We start from the raw sequence: 16,687 nt of genomic DNA, 5'->3' as shown, positions 1-16,687 counted from the left end.
TTTTACATTTTGCCCGTCAAATCACCGGCGCTTCGTCTTAGCCTTCGCGCCTTGCTCTGCAAAGCCGATATAAACGCTGACAGACCTCGGCGCGCCGCCCGGTCCGTTGGGAATGGCGACGTGGTCGTTGTTGAAGATGAACTGCGTGCCGGCCCCGCCTGCGGGAACATCGATGGCGAAATTGGTCGTTTCACCGAAAATCTCGCCGTCGCCATCCTTCACCGTCACCCGGATCGGCACGGTGACGCGGCCGGGTTTGGCCATCGGGCCGGGAACGAGGCGGCCCTGGGCCAGCACGTTGACGGTGAGCGTCGATTCATTGGCGGTGCAGGAGCGCGTCGTATCGGACAGCGAGACCTGATAGGCGAGTTTCTGCGGATCATCCTTGGCGCCGCCGGCATAGACGCGATGAACGGCATTGGCGTCGAGAACCGTCACGGCCGGGCAATTGGCCTGAACCACGGCAGCCGTTGGCGCGGCCTGCGCCGCCGGCGGGTTGACGGCAAGCGAGTCCGACGGGTTGGAGGAATTGCATCCTGCAACAACGACGAGAAGCGACATCGCGGCGGACAAACGCAAGAAATTCCCTGACACTCTTCTAATTCCCTCTCCATTGTCCCGGAACAGAACCGGAGACGCTGTTTATTGACCTTTCACCCAGGTTGGCGATGGTCTATAGCAGCGACGCCGGAAAAAATCGATTGGCATGTTCGGTTTTGCTTGAATTTTCAAAAAAGCGCTTCATGACCTCGCCAATCGCCTCAATTCGGTGAGACGCTGCGGAAAAGACGCCGATCACATCGGCAACGGATAAGGGACTATCTCGTGGAATATGTATCGACCAGGGGTGCGGCCCCTTCGCTTGGTTTTTGCGACGCGCTTCTGGCAGGCCTTGGCCGCGACGGCGGGCTTTACGTGCCGCGCAAATGGCCGTCCATGTCGAAAAAGGAAATCCGCAACCTGCGCGGCAAGTCCTACCAGGATGTCGCCTTCGAGGTTCTCTACCGTTTCACCGGCGGCGAAATTCCGGCCGACAAGTTCAAGGCGATGATCGACGACGCCTATTCGACCTTCCGCCACCCGGCTGTTGTGCCGCTGACGCAGACCGGTCCGAACACCTTCGTGCTGGAGCTTTTCCACGGCACCACGCTCGCCTTCAAGGATGTGGCGATGCAGCTCCTCGCCCGTCTGATGGACTATACGCTGACGGAACGCGGCGAGCGCGCCACCATTGTCGGCGCCACATCCGGCGATACGGGCGGGGCGGCGATCGACGCCTTTGCCGGGCGCGAGCGTACTGATATCTTCATCCTTTTCCCGAACGGCAAGGTCTCTCCGGTGCAGCAGCGCCAGATGACGACCTCCACCGCTTCCAACGTGCATGCGCTGGCGATCAACGGCAATTTCGACGATTGCCAGACGCTGGTGAAGGAGATGTTCAACGACGTGAAGTTCCGCGACGGCGTGAAGCTTTCCGGCGTCAACTCCATCAACTGGGCGCGCATCATGGCGCAGGTGGTCTATTATTTCACCGCGTCTCTGTCGCTCGGCGGCCCCGACCGCAAGGTGTCCTTCACCGTTCCGACAGGCAATTTCGGCGATATTTTCGCCGGTTACGTCGCCAAGAAGATGGGCCTGCCGATCGACAAGCTGGTCATCGCGACCAATGACAACGACATTCTGGCGCGCACGCTGAAGACCGGCCGTTACGAGATGCGCGGCGTCAAGCCCACCACCTCGCCCTCGATGGATATCCAGATTTCGTCCAACTTCGAGCGACTGCTGTTCGAAGCCTACGACCGCGATTCCGCTGCCGTAAAGTCATCGATGGATGGCCTCAAGCAATCGGGCGCGTTTGAAATTCCGGAAAAGGCGCTGAAGTTCATCAAGAAGGATTTCCGCGCCGGACGCGCCACCGAAAAGCAGGTGGCGGCGACCATTCGCGACACGCTTGAAAAGACCGGCTACCTGATCGACCCGCACACGGCAACAGGTGTTTTCGTGGCGGAAAAGTACGAAAAGCCCGCAACGCCAATGGTGGTTCTGTCGACCGCCCATCCGGCAAAATTCCCGGCGGCTGTAAAATCCGCTTGCGCAATCGACCCGGCGCTTCCAGTATGGCTCGCTGACATCATGAACCGGGAGGAGCGTTTCGACATTCTGGATGCGGAGCTCAAAGCCGTGGAAAGCTTCATCGGCAAACATGCACGCGCCGGCAAATAGAGACGCGGAAAGACGTTGAGTATGAGAGTAAATTTGACCCGGCTTTCGTCCGGGTTGACCGTTGTCACGGAAAGAATGCCACATCTCGAAAGCGTCGCTCTTGGGGTGTGGATCAAATCCGGCTCCCGCAACGAGACGACCGCCGAACATGGCATCGCCCATCTTCTCGAACATATGGCGTTCAAGGGCACGGCGCGCCGCACCGCCCGTCAGATCGCCGAAGAGATCGAAAATGTCGGCGGCGAAGTCAACGCCGCGACGTCGACGGAAACAACCTCCTACTACGCCCGCGTCCTCAAGGATCACGTTCCGCTCGCGGTCGATATCCTTGCCGACATCCTTACGGAATCGCTCTTCGATGAAGACGAGTTGGAGCGCGAAAAGAACGTCATCCTGCAGGAGATCGGTGCCGCCACCGATACGCCCGACGACGTGATCTTCGACAATTTCTCCGGTGTCGCCTATCGCGACCAGACGATCGGTCGGCCGATCCTGGGCACGCCCGACACCGTGCAATCCTTCACGACAGGCCAGATCAGGCATTATCTCGCCCGCAATTATACGACGGACCGCATCTTCGTCGTTGCGGCCGGCGCAGTCGATCACGAGAGCTTCGTCAAGCAGGTGGAAGAGCGTTTCGCCTCGCTGCCGCAGCTGCCCGTGGCGACACCTGTGCTTGAAAAGGCTGTCTATACCGGCGGAGAAATCCGAGAGACCCGAGACCTGATGGATGCGCAGGTGCTTCTCGGCTTCGAGGGCAAGGCCTATCATGCCCGCGATTTCTATTGTTCGCAGATTCTCGCCAATATTCTCGGCGGCGGCATGTCTTCCCGCCTTTTCCAGGAAGTGCGTGAATATCGCGGCCTGTGTTATTCCGTCTATGCGTTCCACTGGGGTTTTTCCGATACCGGCATCTTCGGCGTGCATGCGGCCACCGGCGGCAACGACCTGCCTGAACTGGTTCCCGTCATTCTGGAAGAGCTGCGCAAGTCCTCGCAGACCATCCACCAGGAGGAAATCGACCGGGCCCGTGCGCAGATCCGCGCGCAATTGCTGATGGGCCAGGAAAGCCCGGCTGCCCGCGCCGGCCAGATCGCCCGCCAGATGATGCTTTACGGCCGACCCATTCCGAATGAAGAGATGATGGAGCGGCTGGGCGACATCACCCGCACGCGCCTGACCGATCTTGCAGGACGGCTGTTTTTCGATACAGTTCCGACATTGTCTGCAATTGGCCCGCTCGAACATCTGCCGCCTCTTTCCGACATCACGGCCGCGCTGTCCGCGCAGCAGCCCGCAAGGATAAAGGCGAACGGATAAACCGATATGAGAGCGGGATTTGAAGGTGAAGACCGCTCATCTTTTTCGCCATCCCATTCGCGGATGGCGATATCTGCCTCACAGGGATCGTGAATGCTGCGTTTTCTTTCCCGACATAATGACACACCCGAATTGCGCAGCGCCAATCACCTTCTCAGACTGCCGCGCTACAGCGATTTCAAGCAGTGGCACGTACTGCGATCCGAGAGCCGGCAGTTTCTACAGCCGTGGGAACCGACCTGGCGGCCGGACGAACTGACGGAGGGCGCCTTCCGCATGCGCGTGGTGCGTAACGGACAGGAATTTTCTTCCGGCACCGCCGTTTCCTTCCTGCTGTTTGAAAAAGAGACGCTTCTGGTCGGCGGCATCACCATCGGCTATATCCGCCGCGGGGCGGCGCAGAGCTGCATGATCGGATACTGGATCGGTGAACGGCATGCCGCCCAAGGCCATATGTCTGCCGCATTAAAATTGGTAATACCCTACATCTTCAACGGACTTCAGTTGCACCGTATCGAGGCAGCCTGTATTCCGGAAAACTTCAAAAGCATCCGGCTCCTCGAAAATGCCGGGTTCCAGCGAGAAGGTCTCTTGCGGGAATATCTGAAAATCAATGGCCAATGGCGGGATCATATGATGTTTTCCCTTCTTGCCGACAAGCAAAGCTCCGGCGGAACGAAGTACGATACATGACCTACAATCACACTGCGCCTTGCCTCACGAAACGTCTGGCGGCAATCGCGCTGGCTGCGCCGTTTTTTCTGCTTTTCCTGCTTTTTGCCTCCCATTCCTTCGCCTTCGAGCCGGTCAAGATCTCCCGTGACGACACGGCGCTCGATCTCACCGCCACCACGGATATCTATGCCAATCAGGGCGAAGCCTTTCAGGTTTCCACCGCGCCGGGTCCTGACGGCATCCGCCGGCGCATCGAGGTGCGCGCCAGTTCCGACGATCACCAGGGCGACTGGGCCGTGTTCGCGCTTGCCAATGTCTCCGAAGAGCAGCTGGAGCGCGTGATCGTCGCGCCGCATTTCCGTCTCGTCAATTCCAAGCTGTTCTGGCCGGATCTCGGCTCGCAACGCATCATGGCGATAACGCCCAGCGAAGGCTTTGCGCTCGACAGGCAGCCAAGCCCGGACGCCGACGTCTTCCGCATCACGCTCAATCCCGGCTCCGTCATCACCTTCGTCGCCGAGCTTTCCACGCCGCAGCTGCCACAGCTTTATCTGTGGGAACCGGAAGCCTACAAGGATACGATCAACGCCTTCACGCTCTATCGCGGCATCGTGCTCGGCATTGCCGGCCTGCTTGCCGTGCTCCTGACCATTCTCTTCGTGGTCAAGGGAACCTCGGTCCTGCCCGCGTCTGCCGCCCTCGCCTGGGCCGTGCTTGCCTATATATGCGTTGATTTCGGCTTCCTCGAAAAGCTCATCACCGTCACCTCAAGCGATCAGCGAATATGGAGGGCGGGCGCGGAAGTGGCGCTCGCCTCCAGCTTCGTCGTCTTTCTCTTCACCTATCTCAACCTGAACCGGTGGCACGCACATCTGGGTTATGCGACCTTTGCCTGGGTGGTGGGGCTGGCACTGCTGTTTGGCGTGGCGATCTACGATCCCTCGGTTGCATCGGGTATAGCGCGTGTTTCCTTCGCGCTGACGGCGACGGCGGGCATCGCGCTCATCATCTATCTCGGTTTCAACAAATACGACCGGGCGATCCTGCTCGTCCCATCCTGGGCCTTGATCCTCGTCTGGCTGTTCGGCAGCTGGTTGACGGTGACGGGACAGCTGGACAACGACATCGTGCAGCCTGCGCTTGGCGGCGGGCTGGTACTGATCGTCCTTCTGATCGGCTTTACGGTCATCCAGCACGCCTTTGCCGGCAGCGCCTATCAGCAGGGGCTGTTCTCCGATCTGGAACGCCAGTCGCTGGCGCTCACGGGCAGCGGCGATACGGTCTGGGACTGGGACGTGACGCGTGACCGCATCGTCACCACACCAGATATTTCCAACCGCCTGGGGCTGGAGCCCGGAACCATGCATGGCGCCGCGCGCAACTGGCTGCCGCGCCTGCACCCTGATGACCGCGACCGGTTCAAGGCCACACTCGACGTGCTGCTCGACCATCGCAAGGGCCGCCTGAACCACGAATTCCGTATTCGCGCCGAGGATGGCCATTTCCACTGGCTGCAAATCCGTGCGCGTCCCGTTCTTGGCTCCAACGGCGAAATCATCCGCTGCGTCGGCACCATAACCGATATTACAGAGCAGAGAAATTCGGTCGAGCGGCTGCTGCAGGACGCGATGAACGACAATCTGACCGGGCTTCCGAACCGGCAGGTCTTCCTCGACCGCCTGCAATCGATCCTCAACCTCTCGCCGGACAGCGAGGGCGTGCGGCCAACCGTGATGGCGATCGATATCGACCGTTACAAGCTGGTCAATGACACGCTCGGCATTGCTGCCGGCGACAATATTTTGATTGCCCTCACCCGGCGCCTGCGTCGCCTGCTCAAACCGCAGGACACGCTGGCTCGTCTCGGCGGCGACGAATTCGGCCTGATCCTGACCTCAGAGCGCGATCCGCAGCGTGTGGCGGATTTCGCCGACGCGGTGAACAAGGCGATCATGGTGCCGATCAATTTCGCCAATCGCGAAATCATTCTCACCGCTTCTATCGGCCTCGTCTCGTGGATCGACCAACAGGAAAGTGCGGCAGGTCTGCTCAGCGATGCGGAATTGGCCATGTATCGCGCCAAGCGCGCCGGCGGCAATCGTGTCGAGCCTTTCCGTCCCGCCTTCCGCACCTCGGGCACCGACCGGCTGCAGATGGAAAGTGACCTTCGCCGCGCTATCGAGCGCAAGGAGCTGTCACTTGCCTATCAGCCGATCGTCAAGCTCGATGATGGGGAGCTTGCCGGTTTCGAGGCGCTGATGCGTTGGGAGCACCCGAAGCGTGGCAATATCCCGCCAAGCGAGTTCATTCCGATTGCCGAAGCCTCCGGCCTGATCGAGCCGCTCGGCATGTTCGCGCTGGAACGGGCGGCGACCGACCTGATGGACTGGCAACATGCCATCGACAAGATGCCGATCTTCATCTCCGTCAATATTTCCAGTGCCCAACTGCTGAACAACGAACTCTATAACGACGTTCGTGGCATGCTCACCCGCACGCGCTGCAACCCGCAGCAGCTGAAGCTGGAACTGACGGAATCCGTCGTCATGGAAAATCCGGAACAGGCGCGGCTTGTGCTTTCCAAGCTCAAGGAAACCGGCCTTAGCCTCGCCATGGACGATTTCGGCACGGGCTATTCATCGCTCGCCTATCTCACCCGTTTCCCCTTCGATACGATCAAGCTCGACAAGGCGCTGGTGGCCAATACCAGCGACAAGCGTAACGTGCTTCTGCGCTCCGTCATTGCCATGGCGCGGGCGCTCGACATGCAGGTGGTGGCGGAAGGCATCGAAACGCCTGAGGATGCGGCCGAACTGGCCCGCATGAACTGCCATTTCGGCCAGAGCTTCCTGTTTGGCACGCCGGTTTCCGGCGATGCGGCGCTAAAGCTTCTTCGGGAGCGGTTCCAGCCGACGAAGCGGGCTTCGTAAGCGAAGTATTGAAACGCGAGGTATCTACCCCCGTCAGCCGACGCGCGTCGGCACGGCGGGAAAAGTCCTTTCAAGCCAAGGACTTGGGCAGGCCGCATACCGGATCAAGTCCGGCACGACCGGAGGAGGAAACACCGCGTTTGCCGGCTTTTACTCCTCGCTTGTCGATATTCACTGAACCACGGCAGCCTGCACCGGTGTTGACGCATCCGCCGCCACCCTCCCATGCAGCAGGTCGTGAATGAACTCCATCTTCGCAACCACCGGCGGCGTCAGGACGAAGGGATAGAGGTCCGCTTCCCCCATGCTGCGCTGGATCGAGTTGATCGCAACGCTGAGCGGAATCCAGGCCTTGACCAGCTGTGCAGCGCTGCGGGCATTGTAAGGATCGAAAGTCACCTCCGCCGCCATTTCTTCATGCCCGTCGGGGTCGATTGCCACGCCGAAGGCGCGCGCGGTCTCAAGCGTATCGACGATATGCAGATAATGCGCGAAACATTCGGCAAAATCCTCCCAAGGGTGGACGGAGGCATACGAACTGATGAAGCTGTCCTGCCAGTCGGGACGTGGACCCTCCTCGTAATTGCGTTGCAGGGCAGCGCCATAATCTTCTCTGTCATCGCCAAAGACGGCGCGGCAGGCCTCCAGTCGGTTTGCATCGCGTACGAGCTTGTTCCAGATGAAGTGACCGACTTCGTGGCGGAAATGGCCGAGCATGGTGCGGTACGGCTCGTTCATATTGGCGCGCACCTGTTCGCGCGTAGCATCGTCGGCCTCGGCCGCACGAATGGCGATCAGCCCCTCGTCATGACCGGTCATGGCCGGAATGACGGAACCATCTGGCGCCACCTCATCCACCAGAAAGTCGAAGACAAGGCCGCCAGCGGGATCGGCATCACGGTTGGGATGCGGGAGGCCGAGCCGCAGGATAGAATAAAACAGATGACGCTGCGCCTGGCTGATACGACGCCATTGCTCAATTCCCTGTTGCGTCGCAATGTCGGGCACAAGGCGATTGTGGCTGCAGGCAGGGCAAAATGCGCTTTCGCTTCCCGCGGGCACCGACCAGTTGCAGATATCGTTCACTTCATTGGCGCAAAACCGCACCTGTTTTTGCGGTTCCGCGACGATCTGCCAGTTCGGCTCACCGGCCGGGGCTAACGCCTCCATGGACAGGCGCTCCGGCACGAAGGCAAGACGATGACCGCAGGAAACGCAAAATCGATTGTCGAAATGCACCGGCTGGCCGCAGGATGCGCAGGAAAAAAGCTTCATCGATGAAACCCTTGCGATGGATCAGTTGGTCGGAGGCAAATCTGGGACGACGACATGAACGGCGCAACAGGAAGAGCGTTCCGGCGCTCAGACGACAAGAGCGCATGTGCTCTTGAACACATGCGCTCCGCGCGCCCCATCATCAGAGAGGCGCAATCAATCCGGCGATATTACATGCGGTCGACGGCGCCCTTTACGGCATCCTTCGCCTTGCCGACGGAGGACTGTACCTTGCCCTTGGTTTCCTGGGCGGCACCCTTGGCGCGCAATTCATTATTGCCGGTCGCTTCACCGACGTTCTTCTTCACCTTACCAGCAACTTCATTGGCTTTACCGGCGACCTTGTCAGATGTGCTACCCATATTACTGCTCCCTAGTTGAACCGTACTGTCTGTGCGGCTTTCCGGGTAAGTAACGCCAAAGGGAGAAGAATGGTTCCAGCCAAAACGAGCGGGAAGATGAGGCTCAGGCATGCCCCGCATCTGTGGAGAGCATGCGTGCATCAACGCCCATCAGGGCGAGCGCCCGCTCGTATTTATTGTCCAGCCCGCGGTCGAAAATCAACTCCTCCGCAGCCGGGCAGTTCAGCCAGCCATTATTGGCGATCTCGTTTTCCAGTTGGCCTGGCCCCCAGCCGGCATAACCGAGCATCATGGTGGCCCTTTGCGGGCCGCGGCCGTTGGAAATGGCGCGGACGATATCCAGCGTTGCGGTCAGCGAAATGTCATCGCTGACGGGGATGCTGGATTCGCTTAAATAGTCATCCGAATGCAGAACGAAACCGCGGCCGGATTCCACCGGGCCGCCGCACTGGATCGGGAACTCACGGGTGCGGTTGGGCAGCATGATGGCGTCATTGCTGTCCACCAGTTTCAGGTGGAGCAGTATGTCCGTGAAGGTAATCTGCTGCGGCCGGTTGATGATGAAACCCATGGCCCCGGCGTCCGAGTGGGCGCAGATATAGATCACCGCACGGGCAAAATTGCCGTCGTCCAGCCCCGGCATCGCAATGAGGAACTGCCCGTCGAGAAAGCCACGTTCGCGCTTGTCCATCAGGGTTGAAAAGCTCACAGGCGCCTCCAGCAGGCCGAATTCCGTCGTTTAACGGAAAACGGCGTTCGCACTTCGACAAAGGACAGGATGCGGCATACCGCCCGATCAATCAACCGAAAATGATGAACCCCACGAATTCGTAACTGGTCCGCCGGTCGATGTTGGGTTAGACGGGAAGCATGAGCGTCAGGTTATTCTTTCGATTTTCACATCTTCACCTCGCGGCTGCTTTTGCCGCCCTCCTCGGCGGCATGCAAGCCGCCCGGGCCGACATTACCGACTGGGCCAGAAGCGAGGGCGGCCAGATGCGCGTCGCGAGCCTTGCCGTGGATGCAAACGGCGTGGTGCGCGGCGTATTGCAGATCGAGCCGAAGGACGGCTGGATAACCTATTGGCGCGAACCCGGAGAAGCAGGCATACCGCCGCAGATCACGCCTGATCCGACCAGCGGTGCGATGCTGACCGCCATGGCCTATCCGGTTCCGAAGTTGATCGAAAACGGCGATATAACCGATATCGGTTATGACCACGCCGTCAGCCTTCCCTTTCAGCTGAAGGTTACCGATCCGGCAGCTGGCGGGAAGATCGACCTCACCGCATTCATCGGCGTCTGCCAGAATATCTGCATCCCTTTCGAGGCGAAGTTCTCCATCGACCGGGGCACAGCGGGTGATGATGACAGCGAGGAGCGCCGCCTTCTCGAAGAGGCGCGCGAAACACTGCCCGAAGCGGCATCCGACGATTTCAAGGTGATCGATTTCCACATCACGCCCGACAAGACCATGCTCGGCGTGCAGCTGCAGCTTCCGGAAAACGCGCCGAAGGAGACCGAAATCTTCATCGCCGGCCCCTCGGGTTTTGCCTATTACGAGCCGCAGAACCTCGTACGCGACAAGCGCAAGCTCTCCTTCTACATGAACATCAAGGGCCTGCCGAAAACCTATCAGGTGCAGGGCAACAGCTGGCCCATTCTGGTCAAATCGGGCGACCGGGCCATGGAGACGATGCTGAATTTCCCGAAGCCCTGAACGTGGCTACGCGGTGGAATCCACCGTGAAAACCGCATGGCGGATTTCATTTCCGTGCTCCTGATACCGTTGGATTCGTTGCGAACCTGCCGGTATCCGGACAGCTTGTTTTCGTTTGTCTTCCAGGGAAAACCGGGTTCCACTTTTCCCTGGCAAACTCTATAGTCGCGCGAACCGAACGGCCATAGGAGCACGGACATGACCATCAAGATCGGCGATAAACTGCCTTCCGCAACCTTCAAGGAAAAGACGGCCGATGGCCCGGTGGAAACCACCACGGACGCGCTTTTCGGCGGGAAGAAGGTTGTTCTCTTTGCCGTTCCCGGCGCTTTCACCCCCACCTGCTCGCTGAACCACCTGCCGGGTTATCTTGAAAACCGCGACACTATTCTGGCCAAAGGCGTTGACGATATCGCAGTCGTTGCCGTCAACGACTGGCATGTAATGGGCGCATGGGCGCAATCTTCGGGCGGTCAGGGCAAAATCCACTTCCTCGCCGACTGGGATGCGTCCTTCACCAAGGCGCTCGGCCTTGATGCCGACCTCTCCGCCGGCGGCCTCGGCGTGCGTTCCAAGCGTTATTCGATGCTGGTGGAAGACGGCGTCGTGAAGTCACTCAACGTGGAAGAGAACCCCGGTCAGGCGACGGTCTCTGCCGCTGCGGCGATGATCGAGCAGCTTTAAGGCCAAATGTTTGGCCACAGGCCGAGCCATAAATCCTCGGGCTTGTCCCGGGGATCCAATCATTTCACCAAAAACGAAATGCTGCAGATGTTGGGGCGGGCCCGAGCATGAGGGAAGAGAGCGGCGGGGAGCCGCCTTCTCAAACATTCATATCAAACACCAGAAGCCCGGCAAGACCGCCATCGGTGAGTGACACGAGGCGCTCCCCCACCTCCATATGCCGGGGGTGGGCAAGATATTCGTCCCGGGCTTCCGGGCTCTCAAGCGTCACGATGAAGCCATCGACAAAACCGCCATTCAGCCCTTCGGGTGAAACGTTCTGTCCGTATCTCACATCGACGATGCCGGGTATCACGTCTTTCAGGGCGGCGATCGCCTCGAAAATTGCATGTTTTTCAGAAGCGGCCGTCGCGGCCTTGAAGCGTAGAAAGACACAATGCAGGATCATCCGGATTTTTCTCCTCCGTTGGGCACCACCGGAGCACCCCTTGACGACAAGATAGGTCGGGTTTCGGTTTTCACAACCCCGGATGGGGGCGTGCCGGCTCGGATTTTGTCCGGCGCAAAATAGAGCAGTCTTGCATTACCGCCGTTTGAAAGGCTCCATGCCTTTTCGCGCCAATTCATCGGCGCGCTCGTTTTCCGGATGGCCGGCATGGCCCTTCACCCAGTGCAAGGTAACCTTGTGGCGCTCGCGCGCCGCTTCCAGTGCCTGCCACAGCTCCACATTCTTGACCGGCTTGTTATCGGCTGTCTTCCAGCCCTTCTTTTTCCAGCCGAAAATCCACTTGGTGATGCCGTCCTTCACATAGGCGCTGTCGGTGTAAAGATCGACTTCGCAGGGGGCCTTGAGCGCATTGAGTGCGGAAATCGCCGCCATCAGTTCCATGCGGTTGTTGGTGGTCTCGGCCTCGCCGCCGCAGAGTTCCTTCTCCACCTCGCCGTAACGCAGCACCGCACCCCAGCCTCCCGGACCCGGATTGCCGGAGCAGGCGCCATCGGTGAAAATATCGACATGCCTCATTCGCCGGCCAGCCCGTACTCGGCGACAGTGGCGATGGAACGGTGGAACCGCAGCTTGCGCAGATATTCCAGCGGGTCTTTTTTCACCACCAGCGCGCCCTCCGGCGTTGTCAGCCAGTCGTAAAGCCGCGTCAGGAAGAAGCGCAGAGCCGAACCGCGCGCCAGAAGCGGCAGGGCTTCCAGCTCCGCTTCACTGAGCGGCCGCACGGACTGGTAACCTTCCAGCAACGCCTTGCCCTTGGTGACGTTGTAAGCGCCATCCTTTTCAAAGCACCAGGCATTGAGGCAGATCGACACATCATAAGCGAGCAGGTCGTTGCAGGCGAAATAAAAGTCGATCAGACCGGAGAGTTCGTCGCCGAGGAAGAACACATTGTCCTGGAACAGGTCCGCATGGATGACACCGGCCGGCAGGTCCTTCGGCCAATGGGCCGCGAGATAATCGGTCTCGGGGCGAATCTCGTCCTTCAGCCCCTTCTCCACCTCGTCCGCGCGGTCTTCGGATTTCTCCCACAGCACCTTCCAGCCCTCGACGGAGAGCGCGTTCGGCCGCTTGATCTCGAAGCCTTCGCCCGCCAGATGCATGGCGGCCAGCGCCTTGCCGACTTCGCGGCAATGTTTCGCCTCCGGCTTTCTCAGCCACATTCCTTCAAGGAAGGAGATAAGCGCGGCGGGGCGGCCCGACAGCTCTCCCAGCAACTCGCCATCCTTGCGCGGTAGTGGTAAGGGGCAGGACAGGCCCTTGGCGGCCAGATGCTGCATGAGGCCGAGGAAGAAAGGCAGATCGGATTTTTCCACACGCTTTTCATAAAGCGTCAGGATCAACGGGTCTTTGGTGGTATGCAGCAGGAAATTGGAGTTTTCGACGCCTTCGGCAATGCCCTTGTAGGAAGTGAGGCTGCCGACGTCGTACTGCGTGAGGAAATTCCTCAGGTCATCTTCGGTGATATCAGTATAAACTGCCAATTTTAAATCTCTTGATGAAGGATGGAGTGGAAATCCGGCAGAGCGGCGCGGGGCGAATACCACCCTTCCCGCCAAACCATGTCAGGCGCCGGCTGCAGCCTTGGGCGGCAGCGCGTTGCTGGCATTGCCGTTGACGAAAGCCATATCATCCGTCGTCAGCTCGATGCTGCGCAACTCGCGATTGACGAGGAAATGTTCCGTTTCCTCAACCGTCACGGCGAGATCGAGCGTGGTGTCGAAACGCGCCTTGAAGGCTTCGATGATTTCATCGACGATGACTTCAGGAGCGGATGCACCGGCCGAGAGACCGACGGTGCGGATATCGCCGATTTCATTCCAGTCGATTTCGGAGGCCCGCTGCACCAGGACAGAGCGCTTCGCACCCGCACGCAGGGCCACTTCCACCAGCCGCTTGGAATTGGAGGAATTGGGGGCGCCGACGACGATGAACAGGTCGCAGCCGGGCGCTGCCTGTTTCACCGCATCCTGACGGTTGGTGGTCGCGTAACAGATGCTGTCGGCGGCGGGCGCCTGAATGGCCGGGAAGCGTTCCTGCAGCCTGGCGATCACGCCTGCCGTGTCATCGACCGACAGGGTCGTCTGGGTGACAAAGCCGAGATTTTCGCGGTCCAGCGGTTCATAACGGTCGGCATCCTCCACCGTTTCGATGAGCGAGACGGTGCCTTCGGGAAGCTGGCCCATGGTGCCGATGACCTCTGGATGACCGGCATGGCCGATCAGCACCACATGGCGGCCGAGGCGCTGGTGGCGCATGGCCTGCTTGTGGACCTTCGAGACCAGCGGGCATGTGGCATCGAGATAAAACAGGTTGCGCGCCTGCGCATCCTCAGGCACCGATTTAGGAACACCATGCGCCGAAAAAACTACCGGCTGCTCGCGATGTTCGGCCGGAATTTCATGCAGTTCCTCGACGAAGACCGCACCCTTCGCTTCCAGCCCTTCCACCACATAGCGGTTATGCACGATTTCGTGGCGAACATAAACGGGCGCGCCATAGGCCTTCAACGCCAGCACGACGATCTGGATCGCCCGGTCCACGCCCGCGCAAAAGCCACGCGGTCCGCACAGCCTTATCGTCAAAGGGGGTTTGGAAACGGCGATGTTCATTCCAGCTCCTTAGGCGTGCTCCGTGCCCTGCCGATGGCCAGCCCTGCCGGGCGGCAGGCGCACTATTCATCGCGCGCCTTGTGGTTCCGGAAATAGGCAAAACCGGCGACGATGACAAGGGCTGCAGCCAGACCATACCACGTTATCGCATATTGCAGGTGATTATTGGGCAAATCTATCAGCGTCACCCCGCCCTGCGGCCAGCCGCCGGGATTGGGGGCGGCATCGGCATCCACGAAAAGCTTGACCAGCCGGTCCGGCGGAATATCCGCACTGGAGGCCATGGCCGCCATATCCTTCCAGTAGAATATGTTCTTGGCGATATCGTTGTCCGGCAGCAGCGAGGAAGGCTTGGCGACAAGCGGCGCACGCGCCAGCCCCGTAATCTTCACCTCGCCCGTCACCTGCCCCTCGGATCGCTTGGCCGGATCCTTCATCTCGAAGGGCACAAAACCGCGATTGACGAAGAGGACGCGGCCATCGGCAAGCGTCAGCGGCGTATAGATGTAATAGCCGGTTCTGCCCTGGTGGGTGGCGAAGAAATGCCGCTCGCGGGCGTGATCGAAGGTACCGGACAGACTGACCTTGCGATACTCGATATCGCCGCCGCTTTTGGCAATCGCCTCTATTTCGGCAACCGTGGCGGGGGCAGCGTTTCGCCGTTCTTCTATATCGGCGAGAAGCGCCTCTTTCCAGTAAAGCCGCTTTACCTGCCAGGTGCCGAGCCCGAGAAGAATGGCAAGCGCCAGCAGAACCAGCGGCGCAGCGAACCAGACCCGCCTTTCCGCCGCCTTCATGTGGGACACGTCATTCACGGTCAAGCCTGCCTTCGCTTGCATTGTTGCGGTATTGCAGCGCGATCATGATGCCCTTGAGCTTGCGCAGCAGCACGAGGGAGACAATCACCGTAAATGGCAACCACAAGATGACATGCACCCAGACGGGCGGCGCAAAATGCTGATCGAACCAGAGCGCCAGCCCGACAACCAGAAAACCGACGATCAGCATGACGAAAACCGCCGGGCCATCACCCGCATCGGCAAAACCGTAATCCAGTCCGCATGCGCTGCAGGCGGGTTTTACCGTCAGAAAACCATCGAAAAGGCGCCCGTTGCCGCAGCGAGGGCAGCAGCCCTTCAAGCCCACCTTGATCGGGTCGACCGGGGCGAACTTGCTGCCTGATGGCTCTGACATGGTGAAACCTCCCGCAAAGTCGGCCAAAGTCCGAGGGTGACGTCGATCTCTTGGAAACCTGCCTCAAAACCCGGGCACTTGTTTCTTGCTCGATCGCGTCGCGTCTTCTTCTCCCCGCCGGGGAGAAGGTGGCCCGAAGGGTCGGATGAGGGGGCTAGCTCTCCGGATATCTCTACCGGAGCCCCCTCATCCCGCTGCCGCGGACTTCTCCCCGGCGGGGAGAAGAAACGATTGCACCCGCTCGCTCCACCGGATGCCTTACCTTGGCCCTATCAGCCGTGAATTGGCGCGCCCCAGCCACCCCAGATATAGATGGCGAAGAACAGGAACAGCCAGACGACGTCAACGAAGTGCCAGTACCAGGCAGCGGCTTCGAAACCGAAATGCTGCGTGGGCGTGAACCCGCCGGCAATGGCGCGGAACAGGCAGACCAGCAGGAACACCGTGCCCACGAAGACGTGGAAACCGTGGAAACCGGTGGCCATGAAGAAGGTCGCGCCGTAGATCGAATTCTTGAAGTCGAACGGGGCGTGCATGTATTCGTAAACCTGCACGGTGGAGAACAGCACGCCAAGCGCAACGGTGAGCACCAGACCCGATATCAGGCCCTTGCGGTCATTGTGCAGCAGAGCATGATGCGCCCAGGTGACACAGGTGCCCGACAGCAGCAGGATGACGGTGTTGTAGAGCGGCAGATGCCATGGATCGATGACTTCGATGCCCTTGGGCGGCCATTGTCCGCCGGTATATTCGAGACGCGACGCCTGAATAGCTTCATGGGGGAAGAGGCTGGCATCGAAATATGCCCAGAACCATGCGACGAAGAACATCACCTCTGAGGCGATGAACATGATCATGCCGTAACGCAGATGCAGCGAAACGACGCGGGTGTGATTGCCTTCGCGGCCTTCCTTGATCGTATCCGCCCACCACGCATACATGGTGTAGAGCACGATGACGAGACCGATATAGAACAGCCAGGGATTGGCGAGTTCCGCGCCGAACAGCTTGAAGGAGCCCCCCGACAGGTAACGCATGTAACAAACGCCACCGAAAGTCAGGATGAAAGCGCCGATCGAGGCCAGAAGCGGCCAGGGGCTTGGATCGATAATGTGGTAATCGTGGTTCTTCTGATGCGTGTCTGCCATTGCGACAATCCCCTGGTGTCTCTTCCCTGATCCGGCCTCG

17 protein-coding genes are annotated in these 16,687 nt (G+C 59.7%); 6 read left to right on the top strand and 11 right to left on the bottom strand.

The genetic code is table 11. From position 1 onward, the window contains the following. Positions 1-21: 21 nt before the first annotated feature. Positions 22-561 (bottom strand): hypothetical protein, encoded by a 540-nt coding sequence (locus ACZ47E_RS02090; protein ID WP_044458783.1) that lies wholly within the window; start codon positions 559-561, stop codon positions 22-24. A gap of 264 nt (positions 562-825) precedes the next feature. Between ACZ47E_RS02090 and thrC the strand changes: the two genes are divergently transcribed. The 4 genes from thrC (at position 826) to ACZ47E_RS02070 (ending at position 7,148) form a co-directional block, all read left to right on the top strand. Next, a complete protein-coding gene (thrC, locus tag ACZ47E_RS02085; RefSeq protein WP_278067270.1) occupies positions 826-2,223 on the top strand; it encodes a threonine synthase in 1,398 nt (465 codons plus the stop codon). A gap of 21 nt (positions 2,224-2,244) precedes the next feature. Beyond that, positions 2,245-3,543 carry a M16 family metallopeptidase gene (locus ACZ47E_RS02080; RefSeq protein ID WP_037090775.1) on the top strand — a complete coding sequence of 433 codons (1,299 nt, stop codon included), beginning with the start codon at positions 2,245-2,247 and terminating at the stop codon, positions 3,541-3,543. 93 nt (positions 3,544-3,636) lie between these two features. Continuing rightward, on the top strand, positions 3,637-4,236 hold the full coding sequence (locus ACZ47E_RS02075) for a GNAT family N-acetyltransferase (protein WP_004440394.1): 600 nt from the start codon (positions 3,637-3,639) through the stop codon (positions 4,234-4,236). After that, the gene (locus ACZ47E_RS02070; protein WP_004440393.1) at positions 4,233-7,148 is read left to right on the top strand and encodes a sensor domain-containing phosphodiesterase; all 2,916 of its coding nucleotides are present in this window, start codon (positions 4,233-4,235) and stop codon (positions 7,146-7,148) included. The genes ACZ47E_RS02075 and ACZ47E_RS02070 overlap by 4 nt, the downstream gene beginning before the upstream one ends. Positions 7,149-7,319: 171 nt before the next feature. Here the strand turns inward: ACZ47E_RS02070 and ACZ47E_RS02065 are convergent, their stop codons facing one another. From ACZ47E_RS02065 to ACZ47E_RS02055, 3 genes are all read right to left on the bottom strand, one after another. Beyond that, a complete protein-coding gene (locus ACZ47E_RS02065; protein WP_037090776.1) occupies positions 7,320-8,423 on the bottom strand; it encodes a zinc-binding metallopeptidase family protein in 1,104 nt (367 codons plus the stop codon). A gap of 170 nt (positions 8,424-8,593) precedes the next feature. Continuing rightward, positions 8,594-8,785, bottom strand: a complete 192-nt coding sequence (locus ACZ47E_RS02060) for a CsbD family protein (RefSeq protein ID WP_004440389.1) — start codon at positions 8,783-8,785, stop codon at positions 8,594-8,596. 103 nt (positions 8,786-8,888) lie between these two features. Next, complete coding sequence (locus tag ACZ47E_RS02055; RefSeq protein ID WP_004440387.1) at positions 8,889-9,494, bottom strand: YqgE/AlgH family protein; 606 nt, start codon at positions 9,492-9,494, stop codon at positions 8,889-8,891. A gap of 161 nt (positions 9,495-9,655) precedes the next feature. Between ACZ47E_RS02055 and ACZ47E_RS02050 the strand changes: the two genes are divergently transcribed. Together ACZ47E_RS02050 and ACZ47E_RS02045 are read left to right on the top strand one after the other, a co-directional pair. Continuing rightward, positions 9,656-10,504: a protein-disulfide reductase DsbD domain-containing protein gene (locus tag ACZ47E_RS02050; RefSeq protein ID WP_004440386.1), complete on the top strand. Its 849-nt coding sequence runs from the start codon at positions 9,656-9,658 to the stop codon at positions 10,502-10,504. A gap of 198 nt (positions 10,505-10,702) precedes the next feature. Beyond that, positions 10,703-11,188: a peroxiredoxin gene (locus ACZ47E_RS02045; RefSeq protein WP_006699978.1), complete on the top strand. Its 486-nt coding sequence runs from the start codon at positions 10,703-10,705 to the stop codon at positions 11,186-11,188. Between the two features lie 139 nt (positions 11,189-11,327). Here the strand turns inward: ACZ47E_RS02045 and ACZ47E_RS02040 are convergent, their stop codons facing one another. The 7 genes from ACZ47E_RS02040 to ACZ47E_RS02010 all read right to left on the bottom strand — a co-directional run bounded on the left by ACZ47E_RS02040 (position 11,328) and on the right by ACZ47E_RS02010 (position 16,647). Next, positions 11,328-11,636 (bottom strand): Dabb family protein, encoded by a 309-nt coding sequence (locus ACZ47E_RS02040; protein ID WP_464016889.1) that lies wholly within the window; start codon positions 11,634-11,636, stop codon positions 11,328-11,330. Positions 11,637-11,771: 135 nt separating this feature from the next. Beyond that, a complete protein-coding gene (rnhA, locus tag ACZ47E_RS02035; RefSeq protein WP_278067269.1) occupies positions 11,772-12,212 on the bottom strand; it encodes a ribonuclease HI in 441 nt (146 codons plus the stop codon). Continuing rightward, on the bottom strand, positions 12,209-13,177 hold the full coding sequence (locus ACZ47E_RS02030; protein WP_278067268.1) for a homoserine kinase: 969 nt from the start codon (positions 13,175-13,177) through the stop codon (positions 12,209-12,211). Before ACZ47E_RS02030 ends, rnhA begins: the two co-directional genes overlap by 4 nt. Positions 13,178-13,258: 81 nt before the next feature. Then, positions 13,259-14,305, bottom strand: a complete 1,047-nt coding sequence (gene ispH, locus ACZ47E_RS02025; RefSeq protein ID WP_004440375.1) for a 4-hydroxy-3-methylbut-2-enyl diphosphate reductase — start codon at positions 14,303-14,305, stop codon at positions 13,259-13,261. 62 nt (positions 14,306-14,367) lie between these two features. Next, complete coding sequence (locus ACZ47E_RS02020; RefSeq protein ID WP_427832843.1) at positions 14,368-15,144, bottom strand: SURF1 family protein; 777 nt, start codon at positions 15,142-15,144, stop codon at positions 14,368-14,370. Further along, on the bottom strand, positions 15,113-15,499 hold the full coding sequence (locus ACZ47E_RS02015) for a DUF983 domain-containing protein (protein WP_004440372.1): 387 nt from the start codon (positions 15,497-15,499) through the stop codon (positions 15,113-15,115). The genes ACZ47E_RS02020 and ACZ47E_RS02015 overlap by 32 nt, the downstream gene beginning before the upstream one ends. Positions 15,500-15,771: 272 nt before the next feature. Beyond that, positions 15,772-16,647 carry a cytochrome c oxidase subunit 3 gene (locus ACZ47E_RS02010; protein ID WP_004440371.1) on the bottom strand — a complete coding sequence of 292 codons (876 nt, stop codon included), beginning with the start codon at positions 16,645-16,647 and terminating at the stop codon, positions 15,772-15,774. Positions 16,648-16,687: the final 40 nt, after the last annotated feature.

This window comes from Agrobacterium sp. 5Ca39 (genome assembly GCF_055382365.1).
Note: the sequence above shows the minus strand (reverse complement) of the source record. Positions and strands in the feature narration are given on the sequence as shown.

Bases quoted from the DNA above. Each gene is read 5' to 3' on its own strand.
- ACZ47E_RS02090 (WP_044458783.1), bottom strand. From the start codon at position 561: ATGTCGCTTCTCGTCGTTGTTGCAGGATGCAATTCCTCCAACCCGTCG.
- ACZ47E_RS02080 (WP_037090775.1), top strand. From the start codon at position 2,245: ATGAGAGTAAATTTGACCCGGCTTTCGTCCGGGTTGACCGTTGTCACG.
- ACZ47E_RS02075 (WP_004440394.1), top strand. From the start codon at position 3,637: ATGCTGCGTTTTCTTTCCCGACATAATGACACACCCGAATTGCGCAGC.
- ACZ47E_RS02070 (WP_004440393.1), top strand. From the start codon at position 4,233: ATGACCTACAATCACACTGCGCCTTGCCTCACGAAACGTCTGGCGGCA.
- ACZ47E_RS02065 (WP_037090776.1), bottom strand. From the start codon at position 8,423: ATGAAGCTTTTTTCCTGCGCATCCTGCGGCCAGCCGGTGCATTTCGAC.
- ACZ47E_RS02060 (WP_004440389.1), bottom strand. From the start codon at position 8,785: ATGGGTAGCACATCTGACAAGGTCGCCGGTAAAGCCAATGAAGTTGCT.
- ACZ47E_RS02050 (WP_004440386.1), top strand. From the start codon at position 9,656: ATGAGCGTCAGGTTATTCTTTCGATTTTCACATCTTCACCTCGCGGCT.
- ACZ47E_RS02045 (WP_006699978.1), top strand. From the start codon at position 10,703: ATGACCATCAAGATCGGCGATAAACTGCCTTCCGCAACCTTCAAGGAA.
- ACZ47E_RS02040 (WP_464016889.1), bottom strand. From the start codon at position 11,636: ATGATCCTGCATTGTGTCTTTCTACGCTTCAAGGCCGCGACGGCCGCT.
- rnhA (WP_278067269.1), bottom strand. From the start codon at position 12,212: ATGAGGCATGTCGATATTTTCACCGATGGCGCCTGCTCCGGCAATCCG.
- ispH (WP_004440375.1), bottom strand. From the start codon at position 14,305: ATGAACATCGCCGTTTCCAAACCCCCTTTGACGATAAGGCTGTGCGGA.
- ACZ47E_RS02020 (WP_427832843.1), bottom strand. From the start codon at position 15,144: ATGCAAGCGAAGGCAGGCTTGACCGTGAATGACGTGTCCCACATGAAG.
- ACZ47E_RS02015 (WP_004440372.1), bottom strand. From the start codon at position 15,499: ATGTCAGAGCCATCAGGCAGCAAGTTCGCCCCGGTCGACCCGATCAAG.
- ACZ47E_RS02010 (WP_004440371.1), bottom strand. From the start codon at position 16,647: ATGGCAGACACGCATCAGAAGAACCACGATTACCACATTATCGATCCA.